Annotated in this window: 12 protein-coding genes and 4 pseudogenes; 7 read left to right on the forward strand and 9 right to left on the reverse strand. The window is 61.1% G+C overall.

Annotated elements, in window-relative coordinates:
* Nucleotides 1-298: 298 nt before the first annotated feature.
* The 5 genes and pseudogenes from G5S42_RS41450 to G5S42_RS41475 form a co-directional block, all read right to left on the reverse strand.
* The gene (locus G5S42_RS41450) at nucleotides 299-1,111 is read right to left on the reverse strand and encodes an IS5 family transposase (protein ID WP_176107577.1); all 813 of its coding nucleotides are present in this window, start codon (nucleotides 1,109-1,111) and stop codon (nucleotides 299-301) included.
* 532 nt (nucleotides 1,112-1,643) lie between these two features.
* Nucleotides 1,644-2,552: pseudogene (locus G5S42_RS41460) on the reverse strand (IS630 family transposase); the annotation flags it as partial.
* A gap of 90 nt (nucleotides 2,553-2,642) precedes the next feature.
* The gene (locus G5S42_RS41465; protein ID WP_176112365.1) at nucleotides 2,643-3,533 is read right to left on the reverse strand and encodes a LytR/AlgR family response regulator transcription factor; all 891 of its coding nucleotides are present in this window, start codon (nucleotides 3,531-3,533) and stop codon (nucleotides 2,643-2,645) included.
* Nucleotides 3,530-4,669, reverse strand: a complete 1,140-nt coding sequence (locus G5S42_RS41470; RefSeq protein WP_176112366.1) for a sensor histidine kinase — start codon at nucleotides 4,667-4,669, stop codon at nucleotides 3,530-3,532. Before G5S42_RS41470 ends, G5S42_RS41465 begins: the two co-directional genes overlap by 4 nt.
* Nucleotides 4,657-5,034, reverse strand: a complete 378-nt coding sequence (locus G5S42_RS41475) for a DUF2306 domain-containing protein (RefSeq protein ID WP_176112367.1) — start codon at nucleotides 5,032-5,034, stop codon at nucleotides 4,657-4,659. The genes G5S42_RS41470 and G5S42_RS41475 overlap by 13 nt, the downstream gene beginning before the upstream one ends.
* Nucleotides 5,035-5,578: 544 nt before the next feature.
* Between G5S42_RS41475 and G5S42_RS41480 the strand changes: the two genes are divergently transcribed.
* Complete coding sequence (locus G5S42_RS41480; RefSeq protein ID WP_176112368.1) at nucleotides 5,579-6,337, forward strand: transposase; 759 nt, start codon at nucleotides 5,579-5,581, stop codon at nucleotides 6,335-6,337.
* 401 nt (nucleotides 6,338-6,738) lie between these two features.
* On the opposite strand, the pseudogene G5S42_RS41485 reads toward G5S42_RS41480, so the two are convergent.
* Nucleotides 6,739-7,753: pseudogene (locus G5S42_RS41485) on the reverse strand (IS110 family RNA-guided transposase).
* Between the two features lie 453 nt (nucleotides 7,754-8,206).
* Nucleotides 8,207-8,446, reverse strand: a pseudogene (locus G5S42_RS41490) (transposase domain-containing protein); the annotation flags it as partial.
* A 124-nt stretch (nucleotides 8,447-8,570) separates the two neighbouring features.
* On the opposite strand from G5S42_RS41490, the gene G5S42_RS41495 reads away from it, so the two are divergent.
* The 6 genes and pseudogenes from G5S42_RS41495 to G5S42_RS41520 all read left to right on the forward strand — a co-directional run.
* Nucleotides 8,571-9,308, forward strand: a complete 738-nt coding sequence (locus tag G5S42_RS41495) for a site-specific integrase (RefSeq protein WP_246392552.1) — start codon at nucleotides 8,571-8,573, stop codon at nucleotides 9,306-9,308.
* Nucleotides 9,305-10,327 carry an IS110 family RNA-guided transposase gene (locus tag G5S42_RS41500; RefSeq protein WP_176112369.1) on the forward strand — a complete coding sequence of 341 codons (1,023 nt, stop codon included), beginning with the start codon at nucleotides 9,305-9,307 and terminating at the stop codon, nucleotides 10,325-10,327. Before G5S42_RS41495 ends, G5S42_RS41500 begins: the two co-directional genes overlap by 4 nt.
* Before the next feature lie 315 nt (nucleotides 10,328-10,642).
* Nucleotides 10,643-11,224, forward strand: coding sequence for a site-specific integrase (locus G5S42_RS41505; RefSeq protein WP_312883728.1), 582 nt, complete (start codon nucleotides 10,643-10,645; stop codon nucleotides 11,222-11,224).
* The gene (locus G5S42_RS41510; RefSeq protein ID WP_176112370.1) at nucleotides 11,221-12,168 is read left to right on the forward strand and encodes a tyrosine-type recombinase/integrase; all 948 of its coding nucleotides are present in this window, start codon (nucleotides 11,221-11,223) and stop codon (nucleotides 12,166-12,168) included. The genes G5S42_RS41505 and G5S42_RS41510 overlap by 4 nt, the downstream gene beginning before the upstream one ends.
* Entirely contained in the window at nucleotides 12,165-13,160 is a 996-nt protein-coding gene (locus G5S42_RS41515; protein WP_176112371.1) for a tyrosine-type recombinase/integrase, read from the forward strand. Before G5S42_RS41510 ends, G5S42_RS41515 begins: the two co-directional genes overlap by 4 nt.
* Before the next feature lie 87 nt (nucleotides 13,161-13,247).
* A pseudogene (locus G5S42_RS41520) lies at nucleotides 13,248-13,490 on the forward strand (transposase domain-containing protein); the annotation flags it as partial.
* A 444-nt stretch (nucleotides 13,491-13,934) separates the two neighbouring features.
* Here G5S42_RS41520 and G5S42_RS41525 read toward each other — a convergent pair.
* Nucleotides 13,935-23,921, reverse strand: a complete 9,987-nt coding sequence (locus tag G5S42_RS41525) for a non-ribosomal peptide synthetase (RefSeq protein ID WP_176112372.1) — start codon at nucleotides 23,919-23,921, stop codon at nucleotides 13,935-13,937.
* 912 nt (nucleotides 23,922-24,833) lie between these two features.
* On the reverse strand, nucleotides 24,834-25,382 hold the full coding sequence (locus tag G5S42_RS41530; RefSeq protein ID WP_176112373.1) for a VOC family protein: 549 nt from the start codon (nucleotides 25,380-25,382) through the stop codon (nucleotides 24,834-24,836).
* Between the last annotated feature and the right edge of the window lie 241 nt (nucleotides 25,383-25,623).

Here is a 25,623-nt window from a genome sequence, read left to right on the forward strand (position 1 = left end):
AACGGGCGCAGACATCATGAGCACATAGAAACGATCACTTTGCACTGCCAGCGGTGATGTGAAGCGGGTTGGACCCGCGCGGAGCGTACCTGAATAACACGGCGGGGATATCCATTCCCGGCTAGAGAATGAGGCCTCTGCGCGCGTCTTTCATCAGGGTCCGGACCATTGGTCCAACATGACCGGTTGTAGAACCGCAGTCCTTCACCTTCTCACACGCACCAGCGCGGCATTGCAGCATGTATCAACAGCGAACCTCGATTGAGCTTGTGCTCAACGGGGAAGCCCTTGTAGCGTGTTAGGAACTTTGAAGTACTGACACGGCGTGGACAAGCATGAGCATTGCGAAGACGACGAAATGAAGCCCAGCGAGAGTTTCGGGGAGCCGTTCATAGTCACGTGCGAGACGCCGGAAACGGTTGAGCCAGCCAAAGCTGCGCTCGACCACCCACCGGCGGGGGAGCAGAACGAAACCCTTTTTCGTTTCTTCGAGTTTGATCACCTGAAGGTCAATGCCCTCGTCGAACGCAGCCTGCGCTGGCTCTTTGCCCGTGTATCCCTGATCGGCAAATGCCACCTTGACCGTTCGTCCCGTTACCTGCTGGACCTGCCGCGCAAGCTCCGCTACCTGTGCGCGCTCCTGTTCATTGGCTGGGGTCACGTGCACCGCCAGCAACTGTCCCAACGTGTCTACTGCAATATGTACCTTACTACCGCGCTTGCGCTTATAACCGTCATAACCCGCACGCGGGCCGCTCTCGCAGGTCGACTGTATCGTGCGGCCATCGAGGATGACCGCGCTGGGCTGTCCCCGACGGCCCTGTGCCACGCGTATCACCGAGCGCAGGTCACTCACCATGCTCTCAAAGCAGCCAGCCTGCAACCAGCGTTGAGTCTGCTGATACACCAACTCCCACGGCGGGAAATCATTGGGCAGCATCCTCCACGGCGCGCCGGCACGAGCCATCCAGCGCAATGCATCAAACATGTCGCGCAGTTCGTATTTGCGCTGGGGCGCGTCAACGTCCATCAGCGTCAGATACGGCGCCGCGAAACTCCATTCCTCATCCGACACATCAGTCGGATACCCTTTGCGGTCGGTTGTTTTCATCCCGCCAGGATACCAGGTCTCAATCGAAGTTCCTAACACGCTCTAACGTGGCGCTGTTCGCGCCATCCAGATGAGGGCTCAACACAACAGAACGGTCATAGAAGGACGTGGGCCGCAATTGAGAAGCGACCTTTCGCACTAGTACAACATCCCGTAAATAGCTTTAATAATTATCGGGCTGCAAATAAGGCTGTAGGAGCGTGACGACGACCTCGGCCATCTCGTCGAGTGAGCCTGTGCCCGGCAGAGGTTCCCATCGGCCGGTGCGGCTCCGAAAGGCGGCACTATAACGATTGCGGGCGAGCTCGGTAAGGCGCGCCACAACAGTCGGTTCCTCATCATCGAGACGTTTGATCAGCAGGTGCCGCCCATAGGCTTGTGTGACGATCTGCTCATGGCCGAGCAAGCTGCGCAGTTGACGCTGGAGTTCGGTCGCGTAATGTTTAGTGGGTATGGCTGGCATGTCTGTCTCTTGATTACGATGTGCCCGTTTGCAACGGGTAGCCCCGGAAAGTCCATTTGAAGGGGCGCGCTGCCTGATTATGCTCGCGTGCAGCGGGGTGAAGTGGAAGTGAAACCGCTGATCATGCCGCTCGTTGAACGCTTGCCAGACGGCCTGGGCGCGATGCGTATTGAGGTTCTCCCAAATCACGTGCACCTGTTTGCCCGGGTGCGCAGCCGCCACGCGCTCCATGAAGGCGACCAGGTCGTCCTGGGTGCGCCGCTCGCGGCAGTGCCAGCACCTGACCGGATGCACATCAAGCGCGGCAATCAGCGCCTGAGTGCCGTGCCGGATATATTCAAACTCCCGACGACGCAGCCGTCCCGGTGCCGGCGCGTGCCCCGGGTGCTTGCGCTCGATGGCTTGAATGCCCGTCTTCTCGTCGATGCTGAGCACCACCGCGTTTTTGGGCGCCTTGCGGTACAGCTTGCAAATCACATTGACCTTCTCGCGAAAGGCCGGGTCGGGACTGTGTAGCCATTGCTGGACCCGGTGCGGTCGAACGTCGCCAGCCTGCAGAATGCGCTGCACATGGCTGCAGCTGATCTGTTCGACAATGCCACGCTCGATCGCGCGCGCCACTATCTCGTCCAGTGTCGGCGTAGCCCGTCCCTCGGGTTCGTGTGCTTCACATGCCAACGCAATCAACTGCAGTCGCGTTTCTTGCGTGATGCGTGGCGGACGGCCGCTACGCTCACCCTCGCGCAGGCCCTGCGCACCGTTCTGTGCGATGCGCTTGCGCCACGTGCAGACCGTCTGCGCCGATACGCGCAGCTCTCGAGCAATCACCGTATTCGAGTGTCCTTCGTGCGCCCACAGCGCGATGCGTGCCCGCATCACATCTCGCTGAGTCGCGGTCTTCCGCTCGATCAGCGACAGGAGTTCTTCTCGTTCTTTCTTCGCCAACTTCACTGGCGTTGCATGACGACCTTGGCTCATCCCGAAATGATAGCCAAGACAATTATTTAATCAAGCTATTTAGGGGATGTTGTACTAGTCGCGACGAAGCCATCGCTCCTTTTTGCCGGTTTACATCTGCCGGAACATGTGTGCGTATTGTTTGCTGACGGCGATCGCGCCATCGTGGCCGCGCAGCTTGATTGACGTTTTCCCTAGCGCGCTGACCGATGCACTCTCTACCTTATCGACGTTCACCACGGTGCTTCGGTGCACCTGCCAGAAGCGAGCCGGGTCCAGTTGCGCAACTAACTCCTTCAGGCTCATCCGGATCAGCAGTTCGCCCGTTCGCGTCGCGACGACGACATACTTGTCGGCAGCCTCGAAGTACAGCACATCTTCCACCGGCACTATCCTGATGTCGCTGCCGCTGGATGCGCGCAGATAGCGAAGCGGCGGCCTCTGGTCGCTGGCCTGCGCGCGATTCTCCGGCGCGGTGCTGCGCGTGATCTGCTCCAGCTGGCAGAGCAGTCGTTGCAAATGAGCTTGCATCTGGGCGCCGGGCATCGCATCTGTTGGCGCGCGCGAAAGCCGAACGCACAACCTGTCGATCGTGCGCGCGAGCCGCGTGGCATCGACGGGCTTCAGAAGATAGTCGATCGCGGCGGCATCGAACGCGTCCAACGCGTATTGATCGTAGGCGGTCACGAACACGATCTGTGGCGGCGCCGCGAGCTTCGTGCACGCGCGCGCAACGTCGAGCCCGGTCGATCCCGGCATTGAAATGTCGAGGAAGGCAACGTCCGGCTGCAAGGCGACGATGCGCTCGATGGCATGCTGGCCGTTACCGACCGTCGCGAGAATCTGCAAATCCGGCCAGGCCGCCGTCAGCTCCCGCTGAAGCGCGGCTGCGATGAGCGGTTCGTCCTCGGCGATCAGCGCGGTCGGCGCGCGAGACACCTCCGGCGAAAAGGCCTTGCCGCTATCGTTCTGTGCCGCAGGGCGGGGCTGGCGGATCTTCATGGCCTCACACTCTCTTGCGGATGACGGGCATTGTCCACCGGAAGCAGGATTTTCGCGATGGTACCTTGCGGCACGTTCTCGACGAGCGTCAGTGAAGCGCGCTCGCCATAGAGTGCTGCAAGGCGCTCCCGCACGTTCGCCAGTCCGATGCCCGTGCCCTGCGTCGCCGGCGTCGCACCGAAGCCTGACCCCGTGTCGGCGACAATGAGCTCGACGTGCTGTTCGCCGCGCTTTGCTCTCACCTCGATCCGCCCACCTGTCACCGTAACCTGAACACCATGCTTCAGTGCGTTTTCGACGAGCGGCTGAAGCAGCATCGGCGGCACCGCGAGGTTCCCGCAATCGGCAGGGAGATCGAGCGCATAGGCGAGTCTCGGGCCGAGGCGCATTGCGTGCACGGCAAGTATCGAATCCAGCACCGCAAACTGATCCGCGAGCGTCTCGCTTTCGGCCCGCGACGCTTCAAGCGTTGCCCGCAAAAAGCGGTTGAGGCTCCCGAGCAGTTCGCGTGCGCGCGGCGGATCGGACACGATCAGGCTATCCAGGGTCGCCAGCGTGTTGAAGAGAAAGTGTGGTTCGATCTGCGCCTGCAATGCCTGCAAGCGAGCGCGCAACGCGGTTTTTTCGGCGGCCTCCTGCAGCCATGCAGTTCGGGCCACCTGTTCGCGCAGCCCGGCGATCCGGGCTCGCGACCAGCCATACCAGGTGACCAGCAGCGTCGCGACCAGCGCGATCCAGCCCGTCGTGGCGAGGTCTTTGGAGGCGAACGTCTTGCCGATGTCGAGGCCCAGCAGCGCGCTCGCGATCACCCGTCCGATCGCGGCGCCAGCGATGATTGCGCCAACCATCACGATGGCAAGCCTTGGCGCAGTGAGTGCGTTCTTCCGCTGAAGACGAAAGCGGCCGACGTGGAGCAGCAGCATGATCGACAGCCCTATCGCCTCGCTGAAGACGAGGTTTTCGCCAAGGCCTTTCCCCATGCCGACCACGGTCAGGCCCGCCGCAATCAATGCGTTGCCGATGACGACGAGTACGGCCTCGCGCGCATATTCGTCCAGCAGTTGTTTTCCCGGGACGGGTAACCCGGCGGACGCATCGGAGAGTTTGGCGTTACTGCCACGAATCATGCGATCCATCCCGTCACAATGAGATTCAGCAGGCGGTGCGGTGTAGCCACTGCTGCGATACCGGCCATGACGAGACCGATGAGCGACCCGCGCATCGCAAGCTGGTGACCGCGGATGTTGCCTTGCCGAATCGCCCAGGTCGCCCGCCCTAAGCTGACGATTGTGAGCAACGACAGCCCGTGCACCCAGGAAAAATGTCCCGGGCTCAGTTCCCGAATGTCGAACGAACTGAGGGCAGTAGCGAGCATAGCCACGGCCCAGAATCGACCGAGCCACTTGTGGCGCGGCGTTCCCTTTTTGGCCAGGAGAACAGCGGTTCCGAGTATGACAGAAAAGATGGCAGTGGCGATATGCGCGGCGATAATGGCAGGCATGCTAGCTCTCCCGGCAGGATGCGCGGACTGGATGCCTGCAGTTTGTGCGGCACATCGACCGTCTTCCAGGAGCATGCGACGAACTGTACGGATTGCGTCGCGAGCGGCACTTTTTGAAGCGCGAGACGAAGATCGGCCGGGCAACGCTTGCTGGGTGTTCGGGTGCGCTTGCGATAGATTGAGGGCGGGAGTGGCGAAGCAGTGTGGATAGGGCCGTCTTCCACATTAGATGTTCGAGGTGGATTGGGCAGCGCCCGTCCATAAGTCAGTCGGGGGTGGCGTGCGGATCGTCAACAATCGCGCGCTGTAGAACGGCAATACAGTGCTGGGACACCACGGCTCATCTAAAATCATTTTCAGTTTTAAACCACCCAACTGACGGTACAGTGACTGAAGAATGTCGGCATCTGCGCTCTGCGCTGTTCGAATACAACTGGTTGCGGGTTTTCTGATGTGCGTAAATTTGTCTGCATGCCGCATGGGGACTGACTTTTAAGGTCCGCATGGTCAGATCGGTTAAAGTCCGGATTTGCGGATGTAGCGGATGACCGGAAGTCAATACAGGCAAGCGATTCCCACGAATTTGAGTCTTGAGCAATTTGTCTTGCCGTATCTGAGCCGGGGCCGACGTGGGCCGGCTCCAACGTTGGCGTTGCATACAATCTTCAATTACGTCCTGCAACTGCTTTACACCGGGTGCCAGTGGAAAGCGCTGCCGATCAGGATGAACGGCAAAGGCCGCCCCGAGATTCATTACACGCGTATTTATTGGGCACTGCGGCGCTGGGAGGCCGATGGCTGCATCGACCGGATTTTTGCCGGCTCGGTGCACAAGCTTCTTCAGGACGGGCGGCTGGATCTCACGGTCATTCACGGCGACGGCACCACCACGGCGGCGAAGAAAGGCGGCGACAACCTCGGGTATAGCGGCCACAAGCATCTCAAGGGCTGCAAGATCGTCGCCTTCTGCGATCGCGAGTGCAACATCATCGCGCCGTTCGTGACGGCCCCGGGCAACCGCAATGAATCGCCGCTGTTGCGCGAGGCGCTGCTCGGACTCACCGCAATGGCCCGCGCCATTGGCATGGACCTGCACGGCTCAACCGTCAGTCTGGACGGCGTCTACGACTGCCGGGCCAACCGCAAGGCGATCTTCAATCGCGGCATGATCCCGAACATCCCGGAGAACCCGCGTGGGCGCAAAACACCGAAGCGCGGCCGCAAGCAGCGCTTTGATCCGGCCGTCTTCGAGGAGCGCTTCCGGACCATCGAGCGGCTCTTCGCGTGGGAAGACACCCATTAGCGGGCCGGTGTCAAGCGAGTAAGCAACGCCGTGGCCGCATAAGCGGCCGGTTTGGATTTCCTATGTGTTGTGCCCGCTCGCAGTGGCTGAGCGCGCCCGGTTCTTCAAGTTGTGGCTGCGACGGATCGCGCCAGACACCCATGTGGATCAGGCGAGCGGCGAGAAGCAGCCGGTCGCCCTGGCGGCCATGCCGCCCCGGAAGAACGTTGGTACCGCAATGCGTCCAAGGGGCTTGTGCAAATTCGAGGGCTGCCTGTATTCTGGCGCCAATCCATCGGTGGCTCGCATGGCGAGCGGTCCGCTTTAACTGCGCATCGGCGACGACGGCACGGCATCCCATTCAAATTTGCAAGGCTGGAGCCCAATCTTCCCACGGGGCTTGCCGGTCGCCGTCGAAAGCTTCACATGAAGCAGCGTGTCACATCAAACGGTTTGTGCTCCTTCAGAATATGAAAGCACCGCTCGCGCCAGTTTGTGCGCGAGCGCCTTACGTGCGACGATCGGGTTCGTCCGGGCTTTCTTGCGTTCATAGAAACGCCTGGCTTCCGCGCAATAGCGCTGGGCGAAGTTGGCGGCTTCGATGAAGGCCCACGACAGATACTTGTTGCCGTTGCGGGCGTTGCCTTCGCCCTTTTTCTTTCCGTTGCTGATGCGCTGGCTGTCGACACAGCGCGCATAGGAGGCAAAGTTCCCGGCACTGGCGAAACGCTCGATCGGCCCGGTCTCAAGCAGAATGGTTGTCGCGAGTATCCGGCCGATTCCAGGCACACTGGTGAGGAGGGCATACTCCGCTTGTGCAGTCACCTTTTCCTGAAGACGCTTTTCAAGAATTTCGATCTGTGCAGAAAGGGTGGCAATGACCGCCGCGTTCGCCCTGATCGCCAGCGCCACGCCCTCTTGCAGCCGCATCTGGTCGATGGTTTCGGCGCTCAGGCCCATGGCCTGATTGCTGGTGATGCGAGTGCCATGCTGACGGGCCGTGATGTTTTCGACCGCGAGGATATGCTGGCAGCGACTTCGCACCAGTTGCATCCGCTTCCTCGCCAGATCCCGGACGGCACGTTGTTCCGGCGGCAGGATGGCTCCCGTAGGCAGGATCCCGAGCCGCATCAGGTGTGCAAGGTAGCGAACATCAGTTTCGTCGCCCCTGTGCTTGAGCCCCTCGTATTTTTTAATCGCAGCGGTATGCGCCAGATCCACGGTGAAACCGGCAGCCTGAAGGCCATCAACAAGCCAGTACCAGTTGAACGTTGATTCGACGACGACTCCCGCCAGCTCGTCGCGCCATGGCGTGAGTATTCCGAGAATCTTCGCCAGATCGTTGGGGAGGCGCTTTTCGGCCACCACCCGATCATTTTCATCGGTCACCGTTACGACGCTGTTGTTCGAATGCAGGTCGATTCCGCTATATTTCATCTCAGCCTCCCTCTGGTTAAAGCTGTTCGCAAACTCACTTTAACCCCGCCGCCTCCACGACGACGGTGGGAGGCCCGCTGATATGACTCCCGGTGTCAATCGGGATCGGTTTTTCAGTTTGTCGAATTCATATTGTCGGAATTTCCTGAGGGCGACGTAGCAGTACATCTCGACGGTGGATCATGCTGATATCCGCGGGTTGGCTACCGCATTACAGAAGTCCGTCCGATGAGCCTGCCGCTATCTAGAGCCGCAAGTCGGATGCAATCCGTTGCATAGCGGGCTCGCGGGTTACTCATGTGCCGGGCTACGCCGCCTTCAGGAAACTCATTTTCCAATCATGGGGTGAGTATGGCTTGCCGCTCGTGAGTTGTGTCAAGCCGTATGGTATTCGCGCCGTAAGCACCCGGGGAAGGCATCTTGACTGGGGCGATCGCTCAAACGATCAAACGATCAAGCAGCGGTCGGCGTCCAGCGATGAGGAAGCAGTTGCGCTATGTCGGCGGCACGGTGTGTCGGCAAGCGCGTCAACACGTCCTTCAGGTAAGCCAACGGATCGTGTCCGTTCAGTTGTGCAGAGCGGATCAATGTCATGATCGCGGCCGCGCGTTTTCCAGCACGCAGAGATCCTGCGAACAACCAGTTCGACCTCCCCAGGGCCCACGGCCGTATTTGATTCTCGACCCAGTTATGCCGACTCCCCGATTATGCCGCGTCATGCACCTGTATGACGGCGGGTATGGTCTTTCATGAATGCTGTGTCGGCATAAACGTATGATTTCTCAGGCTGGCTATCGCGCCGGCCAGGAGAGATCAGATGAATGCGAAACGCACAGTCAGTGAATCCGGCGGGCTGCCGGTCCATCACATCGATGCATTTCTTGATCGTCTGCGGACGGCACACTACTCCGAGGTATCGCTTCGCAAGAAACGAAGAGTCCTGTGTGCGTTCTCTGGGTGGATGGAGAACAGGGGCATCGACCTGATTGATCTTGATGAGTCTGTCACGGCTCGTTTTATGAAGCGCATGATCGGCGCATCACGAGACCGTGTCCAGCGTGCACGTCCCACATTACGGCAGTTTCTCGCCTATCTGCGCGCTGAAGCTATTGTGTGCCCGCCGACGTTGGGCCGCCAATCCGCGATCGCGCACATTTACGACCGATACGTGGACTATCTGAGGCAGGATCGTGGACTCGCGAGGAACTCTCTGCTCGTCTATGGCCCGTTCATTCGCGATTTTCTCGACAGCCACGCGGCCGGCGACGGAAGTTTATTGCCAGATGCATTTGACGCGGTAACGATCCGGAATCATCTTCTTGCCCGCAGCAAAGGCCGATCGGCAGAGTACACGCGGCTGATGGCAGTTGCGCTTCGCTCGTTCTGCCATTTCCTCTTTCTGCGCGGCGATACGGCACGAGATGGAATGGACACCGCCCTCCCTTCGGGGACGCAGGGTCCGGCAGAAACGCGGGGGCCCTCCAGAACCGGACGGCATCCATGTGCCAGAGTGGAGTTTCGACACGTCCACTTAAGGAACGGAGGGCCCAAATGAATGCTACGACATACGGTCTGGATGTTGCGAAGCGGATTTTCCAGATGTACTGGGTCGACTCGCAAACCGGCGAGATAGCCAATCGGCGCTTCCGACGCGACGAGCTCATCGCGTTTCTGGCGCGGCGGCCTGCTGGCCGTGTGGCGATTGAAGCATGCGGCAGTGCGCACTGGTGGGCTCGCAAGATCAAGGCACTCGGGCACGAGGTGGTGTTGTTGCATGCGAAGTTCATCCGACCGTTTGTGCAAACGAACAAGACCGACGCGGCCGATGCGCGGGCGATCTGGACGGCAGTCCAGCAGCCCGGAATGCGAACGGTCGCGGCAAAGACAGAAGACCAGCAGGCCATGCTCGGTCTTCACCGTATGCGCTCACTGCTGATCAAGTTTCGCACCATGCAGGTGAACCAGTTGCGAGGCCTTCTCTATGAGTTCGGCGTGTCATTTCGAGCAGGACGCGCTGCTGGTCTCGCTGAGATCCGGGCACGCATGGCGGAACTCGAGGAGGTCCTGCCTGGATCGATAATCCGCGCCCTGCAGGACCAGTTGAGACGCATTGATGGAATTGAGCAGGATATCAATCAGCTTGAGAAGCAAATAGGGGGCTGCCACAAGCAGGAAGCGGCATGTCGGGCAATTGCGGAAGTACCCGGTATTGGCAGGCTTACCGCCACTGCGCTGGTCGCTGCGATCGGAGATGCAAGAACGTTCAGGTCCGGGCGCGAGTTTGCCTCGTTCCTCGGGTTGGTGCCCCGGCAATCCGGCACCGGCGGAAAGATCCGGTTGGGAGCGATCTCCCGCCGAGGTGATCCGTACCTGCGCACGCTATTGATCCACGGCGCACGCTCGGTGATGTGCCACACGAAGGTGCCAACTCCATGGCAGAAGGCGATCCAGGACCGACGACCGGCAAATGTCGCGACCGTCGCCCTTGCCAACAAGATGGCACGCACCGCATGGGCCATTCTGGCCCACGGCAGCACGTATGAGAGGAATCACGTCAGCGTAAGACCCGCTTAGCAGGTGAGCAACGAAGGACGAGGCGAAGTACCGGTAGGTTGCTGAGGTTGATTAACATGTGATGGCGAAACAGGTCGGACCGCTGGAACATAAACCTGAACACAGGCTTGCGCTTCAAAGTGCGTGGCCGAGATGAGGATGTTCCCGGCGAATTCCATCAGGGCCCGCGGGCTTCGGCTTGCACAGGCCGGATATAAGACCGCAGCCGATACCTCGCTTCAACATCACACGAAGGTCAATCTGGCAAACCGGGCGGTGTCCATATAAGACCTGTATGAGTCAGTGCCTTCGGTTCGTAAATGGCGACAGTCAACTGTGCCAACGTTCCTCACGCCTGAGCAGCAAGAAGCTCTCATTGCATCGGCAGACCAGTCGACCACGACTGGGCTTCGTGACTACGCAATCCTGCTGTTGTTGGCGCGGCTTGGCTTACGTGCCGGAGAAATCGTCGCAATCGAGCTCGACGACATTCACTGGCGTTCGGGGGAACTCGTCGTTCATGGAAAGGGGCAGATGGTCGAGCACGTCCCGCTGCCATCGGAGGTCGGAGAAGCAATCGCAACATATCTCCGCGATGGTCGCGAAGCGAGTGCATCGCGGCGCGTCTTCCTTCGCAGATTGGCACCTCGGGTTGGTTTGGCGGGGCCGGGGGCGATTGGCAAGATTGTTGGTCAGGCCTTCGCACGTGCCGGTTTCCGCCCCGCGTGCCGTGGCGCCGCACATCTGTTCCGTCACGGTCTGGCGACGACGATGATTCGTCATGGGGCCTCGATGGCAGAAATAGCCGAGGTCTTGCGACACCGCTCACCGGACAGTACCGCGATCTATGCAACGGTGGCGTTTGAGGACCTGCGCGAGGTCGCGCGCTCGTGGCCCACGGCTGGAGGTTCAATATGACTGCGATCCGCGATTCTCTCGCTCGGTACGTGGCGGTCCGCCGGGCTCTCGGGGCGTCATTCTACGAACCTGCATTGGCACTCGGCCATTTCGTTGATCTTCTCGAACATGAAGATGCTGAGTTCATTACTACCGATCTGGCTCTGCGCTGGGCAATGACGCCCACACTCGTCGAACGTGCCACCTGGGGGCGACGCCTCTCTCAAGTAAGAGGATTCGCCAGATGGATGAACCTCATTGACGGTCGAAACCAGATTCCCCCCGCGGGGCTCCTGAGTGCCCGCAGACGGCGCAATGCCCCGCATATTTACACTGAGCACGAAATTGATCTGCTTATGGCCCGAGCCGCTCAACTGCGATCCCGAACCGGCTTGCGAGCACTGACCTATTCGACGCTCATTGGGCTTCTTGTGGCGACGGGTCTCAGGCCAGGCGAAGCGTTTCGGCTCGACCGGTCCGACGTTGACCTCGTCAGCGGAATACTCTCCATCCGGGAATCGAAGTTCGGCAAATCGCGCTGTGTTCCTGTAACAGAGTCGACCCGGTTGGCACTCGAACACTACGTCCAGAAACGCGATCAAATCTGTCCTTTACGGTTGAGCGAGGCGTTCCTGGTTAGTGAGCGCGGCAAGCGACTGAAGCCCGGCACTGCACGCAGCATGTTCGTCAGAATGTCGCGCGCTGTCGGTCTGCGACCGGCGACAGAGGATGGGCGCGATGGTTACGGTCCACGCCTCCAGGACTTCCGGCATAGCTTCGCGACTGGACGGCTGGTCGAGTGGTATCGTGCCGGTCTCGACGTAAGTAGGGAATTGCCGAAACTTACCGCCTACCTCGGGCATGTCAACGTCGGTCTTACGTACTGGTACATCGAAGCGGTTCCTGAATTGCTTGAACTTGCGGCAGCCTATCTCGACAAGAACTGTCCAGGAGAACAGTCGTGAGCGCCGCCGATCTTCCATCACTCGTTCAGCGCTTCTTTACCCAGCGCCTGCTCGAGCAGCAAGGTCTAAGTTCGCATACGGTGGCAAGTTACCGTGATACGTTCCGGCTGCTGCTAGCGTTTGCCACGAACCATATCGGACGCGCGCCGTCAAAGCTGCGCATCGAGGACTTCGATGTGTCGTTGATCGAGGAATTCCTGCGGCACCTCGAACACAGCAGAGGGAATTCGGTGCGGACACGCAACACGCGGCTTGCTGCCGTGCATGCCTTCTTCCGGTTCGTCGCGGTCAGCGAGCCTGCGCTGTTTCTGCAGTGTCAGCGCGTTCTTGCAATTCCATCTAAACGCTGCGAGCACGGCCCTGTTGAGTTTCTGACAGAGAGCGAGGCCGCCGCTCTGGTAGGGGCGCCTGACGTACGAACGTGGACCGGCACCCGAGACCGAGCGCTGCTTCTTGTAGCGGTTCAAACGGGTCTGCGCAACAGCGAATTGACCACTCTCCGGCGCCAGGATGTGATGCTCGGTACAGGCGCCCACGTCCGTTGCCTCGGCAAAGGCAGAAAGACGAGATGCACTCCTCTGCGACCGGATGTTGTTGCAGTCCTGAAGCAGTGGCTGCTGTATCAACCAGGCGAACCAGGCGATCCGGTCTTCCCCAGTTCGCGCGGTGGTCATCTCAGTGCCGATGCTCTTCAGCAACTCGTGTCGCGTAACGCCGAAATCGCGCGCCTCTCGTGCCCCTCGCTGAAGAAGAAATCAATAACGCCTCATACGCTTCGGCACACGGCCGCGATGAGCCTGATGCATCACGGCGTCGACCTGACCGTGATCGCGCTCTGGCTCGGTCACGAGTCCTCCGAGACTACTCAGATCTATTTGCACGCCGACATGCCACTCAAGGAACGCGCGCTCGCGCACGCGACGGCGAGTGGTGTTGCACCGACACGCTACAAACCTCCAGATCCGTTGCTCGCCTTCCTGGAGGCTCTCTGATAATGCCGACAACCGGAGCGACCGGGAATAGAGATCCGCCAACCGTTGTGTCCGTGGATTCATGACGCGGCATAATCGGGAAGTCGGCATAACGACTGTGAGAATTCGATCCGCCCGTTTGTAATTGGGCGCCGCGGCTGGCTGTTCTCGGACACGGTTGATGGCGCGACTGCGAGCGCCAATCTTTACTCTCTGGTCGAAACCTGCAAAGCCTGTCGAATCGATCCGTACCGCTACCTCCACTGGCTGTTCAGGCACATCCCTCTGGCGACCAGTGTCGACGACTACGACGCGCTTCTGCCCTGGAAAATGCCTGCTTCCCTGCGCTGAGCACACGCCACGCCGCTCTGCGATTCAGGGCCTCCAACTCCACTCGCAGAGGGACGTCGATAATGGATCGCTTACTGCCAACCCACAAGGCCAGCGATATCTCAACATTGCTGCCTCATCGCTGGCAGCCGGCGGATCCTATCCGCTAGTTCAATTCGTCAAGACGGGTTTGCCGGCCGCTTACAATTTTGGGAGCTTACCTGTTCTGCAATCGAAGACTGTCCGGTTGCGGGACCCGCGGCACCTGCGGTACCATCCCTTGTCAGCCCGCAACCGCTCGGCCTCAGTGATCGCGGATTCTCCAAGTCTGCCAGCTGCGCGGCGGCTTCCTCCGAGAAGGCCCCTGAGAGTTTTACCACGTCGCCAACTCACTGGTGTTCAAAGCGTGGGCCTGCTCCACATCCCAGATCATGGCCGCCGCTCCCAATCGATGCCCGAACAAGGTTAGCTCGGCGGCACCTGCGATTGCCGCCGACGGTCTGGTGAATTGTTCAAGGCTATCAAAAGGCATCGAGCCAGAACTCGGCGGTTTTCTGGGGTGTTCATCATCGTCGTGTGGTCACCCGGAACGGACACGGCGTGAATGGCTTCAGCACGCAAAACCCTGTCCCACCCCCGCAACGGCGAACTTGCTTCCTGACCTATTGAACCTCGTGCACGACGGCTGCGGACAGGTCCGTTGACATAAAACTGGTTGATCTCGATTCCAAGAGATGGAGCTTCATACAAGTCCAGTGCCCTTTGGAACTGCGCGGCCTTTTCATACGTCAGAAGAAGGCTTTCTAGATCACGGTCCTGGGGTATCGCCCCAATTTGCTGTGCCTTTTGAATCAGTTGGCCAATCGAGCTGTTTGCAGCAAATCGTTCTAAGACCTGGAAGCTGTCATCTTCCAAGAATTCCATAGAATCCAGCAGCACTTCCCGTGCCATTTGGGTCGGCGATAAGCTTCGTCGATTTGCAGGTAACGCAGCATCCATGAAGGCCATGAATGACACAGCTTCATTCAGATTCACTAAGTGCTGCGCAATCGCGTAAGCCAAGATTGCCCCTGATGAGTATCCAGCAAAGCGATACGGTCCATGTGGCTGGATCTCTCTAACTGCTAGCATTACTTCCGCCGCTATTGCCTCAAGAGTTAGTGGACGTTCGTCGTCGAAATGCGGCCATGGCAAAGCATAGACCGGACAGTCGACGTCCATTTCCTTCACAAGGGCGGGGACATAGGAACAATCGCCCAATCCTGTGGGAACAAAGAAGAGAGGTGGCTGTGATCCCGTTTCCAGAACGGAAATCACTTGCGGACTGCTGGGCTGTCGCTTCAAATGAATCTTCGATGCGAGCTCCCTCAGAACAGGGGCTTGGAAGAGGTCGGCAGCGCTAAACGTCAGCCCTGCTTTTTGTGCTCGACTGATCAGCTGCACCGCCAAGAGCGAGTGCCCGCCGAGCGCAAAGAAGTGGTCGTGGCGTCCGACCCGCTCCACACCGAGAAGCTCGGCCCAGATCTGTGCCAGCGTGATCTCGACCTCGCCTTGCGGCGCCTCATAGGCGCGATGCGCATACGCCTCATCGTCCGGCGCCGGCAGCGCCTTGCGATCGAGCTTGCCATTCACCGTCAGCGGCAGCGCCGCCAGCCGCACAAACGCCGCCGGCACCATGTAGTCCGGCAGGTGCGCACTTATCTGGGCGCGCAAGGCGCCGGCAAGTTCGCTTCCATCCAGCCCGTTCGAAGCTGCTTCAGGCGCACATACCACATAGGCCACCAGTCGCTTCTCGCCGGCACCGTCCTGCTGCGCCACCACCACCGCATCGCGCACCCAGGCATGCTCGATGAGCCGCGCCGCAATCTCCCCCGGCTCGATGCGGAAGCCGCGGATCTTCACCTGGTCATCGTTGCGGCCCAAAAACTCAAGATTGCCGTCCGGCAGATACCGCGCCAGATCGCCAGTGCGGTACAGCCGGTCGCCCTCGACAAAGGGACTGCCGATGAACCGCTCCGCGGTCAGCTCGGGCCGGTTCAGATAACCGCGCGCCACCCCCGCCCCGCCGACGTAGAGCTCCCCGACCGCGCCAAACGGAACCGGCGCACCGTGTCCGTCAAGCAGATACACCCGCGTGTTCGCAATCGGATGGCCGATCGGGACAATGGCGCCATCAAACTCATCCGGACAACTCCACGCTGTCACGTCGATCGCAGCTTCGGTCGGACCGTACAGATTGTGCAGGCCTGTCCAAGGCAAGAGGCGCCGAACCTTATGCACACTGGCGGCAGGAAGCGCCTCGCCGCTGCATAAAACACGCCGCAGCGACGTGCAGCGGTCAACACTCTTCGCATCCATAAAACTGACCAGCATGGATGGCACGAAGTGAACCGTCGTGATGCGCTGGCTAACGATCAAGTCAACCAATGCAGCGGGATCTCTGTGCGCATCCGGAGGCGCCAGCACCAGGGTCGCCCCTTCAAGCAACGTCCAGAAGAACTCCCAGGCCGAGACATCGAAGCCAAATGGCGTCTTCTGCAACACGACATCAGTTGCCTTGAGACCATAGGCGTTTTGCATCCAGATCAGGCGATTAACGATAGCCCGATGCTCATTCTGTGCCCCCTTGGGGGTGCCGGTGGATCCGGAGGTGTAGATCACATAGGCGAGATGGCGCGAGGTCAGGCCGAGCGCACGCGGGTCCGGATCGGAGACCGGCAGGTTCGCCCACTCCGGCGTCGCCGTCTCTAGATCGACCACCGTCAGATCGAGCAGCGCATCGGCCCCCAGCGCCGATCGGCCCGCCGCATCGGCCAGCAGCAGCGGCGGCGCCGCATCCTCGAGCACCTGGTGCAACCGCGCCGACGGATAGACCGGATCCAGCGGCAGATAGGCGCCACCCGCCTTGAGGATCGCCAACAGCCCGACCACCATCGCCACGCTGCGCGCAACGCAGATCGCCACCGGCTGGTCCGGCGTCACCCCAAGCCCGATCAGATGATGCGCCAGCTGGTTGGCCCGCGCATTGAGCTCGCCATAGCTTACGCGCTGGTCCTGATAGACCACCGCCACCGCATCCGGCGCCTGGCGCACCTGGGCCTCAAACAGCTCATGGATGCACTGCTGCTCAGGATACGTCACCGCCGTCCGGTTCAGCTCCTCCAGCAGATACGTGCGCTCGTCGGCCGCCAGCAGCTCAATCCGCCCGACCGCTTGCCGCGCATCGGCAGCCATCGCCTGCAGCAGCGCCAGCAGATAGCCTCGTTGCCGCTCGATGGTCGCCTGATCAAACAGCGCCGTGGCATAACCCAACGTTCCGGCGATCTCCTCACCATGCTCGCCAAGGTTCAGCTCCAGATCGAACTTGACCTGATCGAAGCCGTCTGCCGCCGCCTCCACACGCAGCCCAGGAAGGTCGAACGTCCCAGCGGCGTTGTTCTGCCAGGCCAGCATCACCTGGAACAGCGGCGTGTGATCAAGACGCCGGGGCGGCTGCACGATCTCCACCACCTGCTCAAACGGCAGGTCCTGATGCTCCTGCGCTCCCAAGGCCGAGCGCCGCGTCCGCGTCAACAGCTCCGCCACGCTCGGCTCGCCCGACAGGTCAAGCCGCAGCGCCAGGGTGTTGACGAAGCAGCCGATCAGCTCTTCAACCTCGCGGCGACTGCGATTGGCGCTCGGCACGCCGATCACTAGGTCGTCCTGCCCTGACAGACGCGACAGCAGCGCCGCCCAGGCCGCCAGCACCGTCATGAACAAGGTCGTGTCATGCTGCCGGCTCAGCCGCTTCAGATCCCGCGTCAGATCCGCATCGATCACGACCGTCACACTGGCCCCGGCAAACGACTGCTCTGCCGGCCGAGGCCGATCTGTCGGCAAGGCCAGACGGGCCGGTGCGCCAGATAGATTGTTGCGCCAATAGTGCGCCTGGCTCTGCAGCCGCTCGCCCGACAGCCACTGCCGTTGCCAGGCGGCATAGTCCGGATACTGGATTGCAAGCGGCGGCAGCGGATCGCCTTCACCGGCCACGAAGGCCCGGTACAGCTGACTGAGTTCACGCACCAACACGCCCAGCGACCAGCCATCCGAGACAATGTGGTGCTGCGTTAGCAGCAAGACGTGCTCCTCATCCGAGATCCGGATCAGCCGGCCGCGGATCAGCGGGCCACGCGCCAGATCGAACGGCGTGCGCGCCTCTTCCCTGCACAGACCCAATAGCGCCTCGTCCGCATCCGGCCTGTCCCGCACATCGTGCTCCACAACCGGCAGCCCCGCATCCTCCGGCAGCAGCTCCACCCAGGGCTTGCCCTCCGGCGCGACAAACACGCTGCGCAGCGCCTCATGACGCGCCAACACACGGTCAAGGCTGCGCTGCCAGGCGCTGCGGTCGAGCCCGCCCTTGAGCCGCCACCCGAGCGGAATGTGATAGTTCGTACTGCTCTGATCCAGCTGCGCCAAAAACCACAGCCGCTGCTGCGCAAACGACAGCACAAGCGGCGCTTCACGCGATACCGCCACAATGGCTGGCAGGTCTTGCGCGCCGGAGCGGCTCAACTCATCCATGATACTCGCGGCCAGATCGGCCAGCACCGGTTTGGCAAACAGCGTGGTCAGCGGCAGTGTGAAGCCAATGGCCAGCGAGACCCGGCTCAACAGCTGCACCGCCAAGAGCGAGTGCCCGCCGAGCGCAAAGAAGTGGTCGTGGCGTCCGACCCGCTCCACACCGAGAAGCTCGGCCCAGATCTGTGCCAGCGTGATCTCGACCTCGCCTTGCGGCGCCTCATAGGCGCGATGCGCATACGCCTCATCGTCCGGCGCCGGCAGCGCCTTGCGATCGAGCTTGCCATTCACCGTCAGCGGCAGCGCCGCCAGCCGCACAAACGCCGCCGGCACCATGTAGTCCGGCAGGTGCGCACTTATCTGGGCGCGCAAGGCGCCGGCAAGTTCGCTTCCATCCAGCCCGTTCGAAGCTGCTTCAGGCGCACATACCACATAGGCCACCAGCCGCTTCTCGCCGGCACCGTCCTGCTGCGCCACCACCACCGCATCGCGCACCCAGGCATGCTCGATGAGCCGCGCCGCAATCTCCCCCGGCTCGATGCGGAAGCCGCGGATCTTCACCTGGTCATCGTTGCGGCCCAAAAACTCAAGATTGCCGTCCGGCAGATACCGCGCCAGATCGCCAGTGCGGTACAGCCGGTCGCCCTCGACAAAGGGACTGCCGATGAACCGCTCCGCGGTCAGCTCGGGCCGGTTCAGATAACCGCGCGCCACCCCCGCCCCGCCGACGTAGAGCTCCCCGACCGCGCCAAACGGAACCGGCGCACCGTGTCCGTCAAGCAGATACACCCGCGTGTTCGCAATCGGATGGCCGATCGGGACAATGGCGCCATCAAACTCATCCGGACAACTCCACGCTGTCACGTCGATCGCAGCTTCGGTCGGACCGTACAGATTGTGCAGGCCTGTCCAAGGCAAGAGGCGCCGAACCTTATGCACACTGGCGGCAGGAAGCGCCTCGCCGCTGCATAAAACACGCCGCAGCGACGTGCAGCGGTCAACACTCTTCGCATCCATAAAACTGACCAGCATGGATGGCACGAAGTGAGCCGTCGTGATGCGCTGGCTAACGATCAAGTCAACCAATGCAGCGGGATCTCTGTGCGCATCCGGAGGCGCCAGCACCAGGGTCGCCCCTTCAAGCAACGTCCAGAAGAACTCCCAGGCCGAGACATCGAAGCCAAATGGCGTCTTCTGCAACACGACATCAGTTGCCTTGAGACCATAGGCGTTTTGCATCCAGATCAGGCGATTAACGATAGCCCGATGCTCATTCTGTGCCCCCTTGGGGGTGCCGGTGGATCCGGAGGTGTAGATCACATAGGCGAGATGGCGCGAGGTCAGGCCGAGCGCACGCGGGTCCGGATCGGAGACCGGCAGGTTCGCCCACTCCGGCGTCGCCGTCTCTAGATCGACCACCGTCAGATCGAGCAGCGCATCGGCCCCCAGCGCCGATCGGCCCGCCGCATCGGCCAGCAGCAGCGGCGGCGCCGCATCCTCGAGCACCTGGTGCAGCCGCGCCGACGGATAGGCCGGATCCAGCGGCAGATACGCGCCCCCCGCCTTGAGGATCGCCAACAGCCCGACCACCATCGCCACGCTGCGCGCAACGCAGATCGCCACCGGCTGGTCCGGCGTCACCCCGAGCCCGATCAGATGATGCGCCAGCTGGTTGGCCCGCGCATTGAGCTCGCCATAGCTTACGCGCTGGTCCTGATAGACCACCGCCACCGCATCCGGCGCCTGGCGCACCTGGGCCTCAAACAGCTCATGGATGCACTGCTGCTCAGGATACGTCACCGCCGTCCGGTTCAGCTCCTCCAGCAGATACGCCCGCTCGTCAGGTGGCAGGATGTCCAGCTCCCGCACCGGCGTGTTCGGCGCCCGCTCCAGCGCCTCCGCCAGCTGCGCGAGCGTGTGCTGCATGTAGCCGCAGACCCGATCCGCTGAGACGCCCTCCGCCACCTGCGCCGTCAGCCCGAGCGCCTCGCCAAAATCCTCCACCGACAGGGTCAGCGGATAGTTGGTGCGCTCCTCCCCGCCCAGCCATTCCATGCCGGGCAGCACATCATCGGCTGCAGAGGCGGAGACCGCCGCCGGCGTATTGTGGCGGTAGTTCAACAGCGCGCTGAACAGTGGCGCCGGCGCCGCAACGCCGCTGCAGCGTTGCGCCAGCGCCAGCGAGGCATGCTCATGTACGAGCAGCTCGGCCAGCCGCGCGTGGGTGGTCCGCACGCTCGCCTCGACCCCGGTCCCGTCCAGGTCAAGCCGCAGCGGCAGCGTGTTGATGAACAGACCCATCGCGCGGTCGCCACCCGCCCCGCCATGCATGCGGCCGAACAGCACCGTGCCGAACACCACCTGCTCGCGGTCGCTGCTGCGCGCCACCACCTGGCCCCAGGCCAGATGGCACAGGCTCGCCAGGCTCACCCCCAGCCGCCGCGCCTGCACCCGCAGCCGCACGCTGAGCGCCTGCGGCAGCATCCGCTGCGCCTCACGGGTCCCGCGGCCGTCGCCCTGGACCTCGCACAAGCCAAAGGGCGTGCACGGCTCATCGATGTTCCCCAGCAGTCCCCGGAAGAACTCTTCATGCGCGTCTGCACCCACGCCAAGCCGTGCCGCCGCCACCAGGTTGCGGAACGGCTGCGGGGCTGCCAGCTCATGCTCGCGTCCCTCCAGCACGGCCCGGACCTCGGCATGCATCAGCTCCAGCGTGGTGTGATCCCCGATCAGATGATGCTGCAGCTCCAGCAGCAGCCAGCGCGCGCTGCCGGGCTCGCGCGCAATCACAAACCGCAACAAGGGCGCCCGGCCAAGCTCGATGCGGTGCTGGCGCGGATCAAACCGATGCTTCAGCTGCGCGTCGCCCGGACCACAAGCCCCGTCCAGCTCGACCTCGCTCACCTCCAGCAGCGTGTTCCGCCACACCACCTGGGCCGGGCGCGACAGCCCTTCCCAGACAAACGACGTCCGCAGGATATCGTGCCGATCCACCACCCGCTGAACCGCGGCAAGATAGCGCTCGAGCAGGTCACGGTCCGCAAACGCCATCTGCGAGACCAGCAGGTACGGATCGCCCTTTGTCGCCAACAGATGATGGAACAGGATGCCGTCCTGCAGTGGCGACAAGCCATAAATGTCCTGGATGTTGCCGACGCCCCCGGGCACTGTGGCGACGATCCGGTCGATCTCGCCCTGCGTCAGCTCAATCAGCGGCAGCATCTCTGGCGTGATCGCCGGACTCTGTTCGCCGATCAGGTTGGCCGGGACCGCCATCTCGTGATGGCTACTGAGGCTTGCAGCCAGGTCCGCCAGCACCGGCTTGACGAACAAGGTGCGCACCTCGATGCGCAGTGACCGCCGCCGCAGCCGCTCCATCAGTTGCACCGCCAAGAGCGAGTGCCCGCCGAGCGCAAAGAAGTGGTCGTGGCGTCCGACCCGCTCCACACCGAGAAGCTCGGCCCAGATCTGTGCCAGCGTGATCTCGACCTCGCCTTGCGGCGCCTCATAGGCGCGATGCGCATACGCCTCATCGTCCGGCGCCGGCAGCGCCTTGCGATCGAGCTTGCCATTCACCGTCAGCGGCAGCGCCGCCAGCCGCACAAACGCCGCCGGCACCATGTAGTCCGGCAGGTGCGCACTTATCTGGGCGCGCAAGGCGCCGGCAAGTTCGCTTCCATCCAGCCCGTTCGAAGCTGCTTCAGGCGCACATACCACATAGGCCACCAGCCGCTTCTCGCCGGCACCGTCCTGCTGCGCCACCACCACCGCATCGCGCACCCAGGCATGCTCGATGAGCCGCGCCGCAATCTCCCCCGGCTCGATGCGGAAGCCGCGGATCTTCACCTGGTCATCGTTGCGGCCCAAAAACTCAAGATTGCCGTCCGGCAGATACCGCGCCAGATCGCCAGTGCGGTACAGCCGGTCGCCCTCGACAAAGGGACTGCCGATGAACCGCTCCGCGGTCAGCTCGGGCCGGTTCAGATAACCGCGCGCCACCCCCGCCCCGCCGACGTAGAGCTCCCCGACCGCGCCAAACGGAACCGGCGCACCGTGTCCGTCAAGCAGATACACCCGCGTGTTCGCAATCGGACGGCCGATGGGGAGTCGTCGGACTGTCTGATCAATGGCGGTGATCTCGCAGACCGTCGCAAAGGTCGACGTCTCAGTTGAACCGTAGCAGTGCAAGAGATGTTGCGGTCGGCTTTGGCTCAAAACCCGGGCCACCGCCGCCGCATCAACCGCGCCACCACCAACTAGTAGAAATCGCAAACTCGTCAGCACCGGGCCTAACTCATCAACGCTCCGGCTGAACAACCCGGCAGTCAAATGCAGCACGGTGATGCGGTGCCGCCGAACCAGAATGCGCAGCACCTCGGGCTGCAGTACAGCTGTGTGTGGAATCACAATTAGGCTGGAACCGTGCAGCAGTGGTGCCCAAACTTCCAGCGTACTGATGCTAAAGGCGGGATTGCCTACCCAGGCCACGCGATCACTCGAGGTGAACTCCGCATAGCCGTTGTTGATGACGAGACGGTTGACAGCACGATGAGGAACAACCACGGCCTTCGGAAGGCCGGTCGACCCGGAGGTGTACATCACGTAGGCCGGAGCCTCGGCGGTCAATGCTAGGCCAGGATCGGTACTACACCCTGTTCCAGCCATGATCGGATCAATGGCCAGAATAGGAATCGGAATCTCAAGCCCGCCCTCATTCTCGTCACCTACAAGGATGAGGCGCACAGCACAGTCGGTCATAATCCAGCTTCGTCGCCCAACTGGACCGCCCCGATCAATCGGTACATAGACCCCGCCCGCCTTCAGAACTGCCAGTTGTGCGACAACAAGAGCAATGCCTCGATCAAGCACTATCGCAACGCGCTCGCCCGGCTTCACCCCAAGCGCGATGAGATGATATGCGAGCCGGTTCGCCCGAGTATTGAGCTCGCCATATTTTAAGCGCGCGTCAGCATGGACCACGGCTACCGCATCCGGCGTCTTACGCACCTGCGCCTCGAACAGCTCATGGATACACCGGTCCGAAGGATAAGGCGTCGCCGTCCGGTTCAGATCCTCCAAGAGGCAAGTGCGCTCATCGGACGACAGCAGCCCGATGCACCCCAACGACTGCTGCGCATCGGTCATCACAGCACACAACAAATTCTGCAAATGCTGTGTCATACGCTCGATCTGATTGGGCTCGAGGCGACTTGCATCAAAGTGCCATCGGAAGCTCCCATCCAGAGCGCAAATCTCGAGCGTTACCAACTCACCGGAGCGAGCTATCTCAGAACTGGAGCTCGAAACCGACTCTTCAGCAGCAGAACAGCTCTCTCCCGTAACCGTAACGCCAACCGGCCAGGGACGGCGCAATCGTAGCGCCTCCACACCGCTCAACGTCGGGCATCGCGCAATAAGATCCCGCGCAAAGGTATCCTGCGCGTTCAGCTGAGCGAATTCGGCCGCGACCGCCGTGCGCGCCTCTGCGAAATTGTTATCGAGGTCGATGGTAATTGCCATCGGCACGACAGACGCGACAAGCACCTCGAGCGCATTCACGCCGGCTCGCGATCCATTCGGCACGGGAGTCCATCCCAGTTGAAGCTCTGCTTCCCCGGTGATGCGGGCGAGATAGACCACCCAAGCAGTTAGCAAGAATTCCGCGCGATCACTGGGAGATAGCTCAGCCAACGCACCCGGCATGAGCCAAGCGGTCGATTGCCATGTCGCCAGAGCGTTGCCTTCTAACGACGAAAACGGAAGCTGAACTATCTTGAACTGCTCTAGTCGCTGTCGCCAGAACTCTTCACGAGATGCCAACAATTCATGGGCAACTGTTGTGCCCCGCGCCCCAGCTTCGCTTAAGATCGGTAAGCGGTTGCCTATATCCATGCCGGAATTCCTCGCCAGTGGCCGCGCATCCACTGGCCGACCATCTTAGCCGTCGAACCAAGCATCAACATCCTCGTACCTGTCGCCACATGCCAATTGCCGGGTGATTTTAAGGAGAGAGAGCCCGCCGATAAGTCCGAGCGGTTAGACGACACCTCCAAGCACCTGATTGCGACAACAGCCTTCACACATAGAACGATTGGAATGATACGACCTAAAGTCCAGGCGGTCGTTGTCCCCGAGAGATCTGGCGCGGGTCGATCCCATCGCAGTGCAGGCCGCCACATCCGGACGTCGACGTTCGGGAAACTCGCGTCGGCGTATCTAGCGCCTACGGACAGGCACTGAGCTCCTCTCCACTCGCCAAAACGGTCAGACGTTCGCGGAATACCTTGACTCCAGCCTCGCAGCATTTGAGGTCAAGAGTTGACGCCGTATCGGTTGGCGTGATCAACACGTGGGATTGAACAACCCGGTGACCGGTGTCCGCACCACCATAGATGCGATGCCACCTGACGGCACATTCGGCATCTTGGACCAACAGCACCGAAGAAGTTGCCGCAGTTCCCGCACACCGCGCTAACGGACCTTCGCGACACTTGGAAGCGCCTTGACGAACTCGCCCCAACACATCCGCTGCCAATGCGAATGGATTACAACCCGAAAATATCCAGTCCACCACTTGAGCATTCAGCAAGGTCGATAGCTCTTCAACACTTGCGACACGCCGGATCTTACCGCGACGAGCCCAATCCCCCAAAATGGGATCTGCACACAAGGCCGCGCGAATAACGTCGCCCATATCGCTCGCTACCTGGGCGCACCTTGCGGCTAGCCTCCCACCGGCAACAAGCGCGGCTGGGCGATGAAGATGTTGGAGCACGCGCACAACTGGAGGTCCCACCTCTTCCGTCAATATTTGCCCGACTGTTCAAGCTGACCAAAGAGCTGCTGAACGTTCGATTCGAGGAGGCCACTCTCTCCATCTCGGTGAATGAATTCGAAGCTAAGGCCCGTTTCAATGGAGCGACTCGAGAAGGCCTGCGCTAGTCCAGGACAACGAACGACGGTCGTATCAAATCCCAGACCACGAGACTTTAGGGTCTGCACGGCAGCATCTACATTGTCGACCTCAAGAGCAATGTGAGCAACTCCGACACCATTACGCCCCACCAGCTCTGAGACCTGAGAGGTTGGCTCAGTACCCTGACACAGAACAAACCTGATGCCGCCGCTCTCGAGGTTAGCATAAAGCATCCCTGTCGACCGTCCCTTAACGTGAGAACGGCCCTTCAATTCAAAGCCCAGCACGTCCTGAAAGAACAGAATTGACGCCTCAAGATCGAGTACTGCAATGGCAATATGATCTATCCCGCGGAACTTCAAAAACGAACTCTCGGCTTTCCGATTGTCGCCCGAAGTAGCATCTAGTCCGATCTTGCTGTCGACGGCCTCCTGCATAGCACCCTCTTCACAATGGATAACCAGACCAAATCAACGTCGCCCCGCGAGCGGCAGATACACCTTCAGCAGTTTAGTCCGTAGCAGCGACCAGGTTCTTCGGAATCATCTACTCCAACAAGTCAGCGTTATTCCTGGGCCACATCCGCTTAAGCACGGAAGAGCTCTGTTTTGCGCTCTTCGCATTTTTTCTGAAATCGCCAACGGTGGTGGATCGGCTATTTTCCCATCGCGATGCAAA

Origin of the sequence: Paraburkholderia youngii (genome assembly GCF_013366925.1) — a bacterium.
Taxonomy (GTDB): domain Bacteria; phylum Pseudomonadota; class Gammaproteobacteria; order Burkholderiales; family Burkholderiaceae; genus Paraburkholderia; species Paraburkholderia youngii.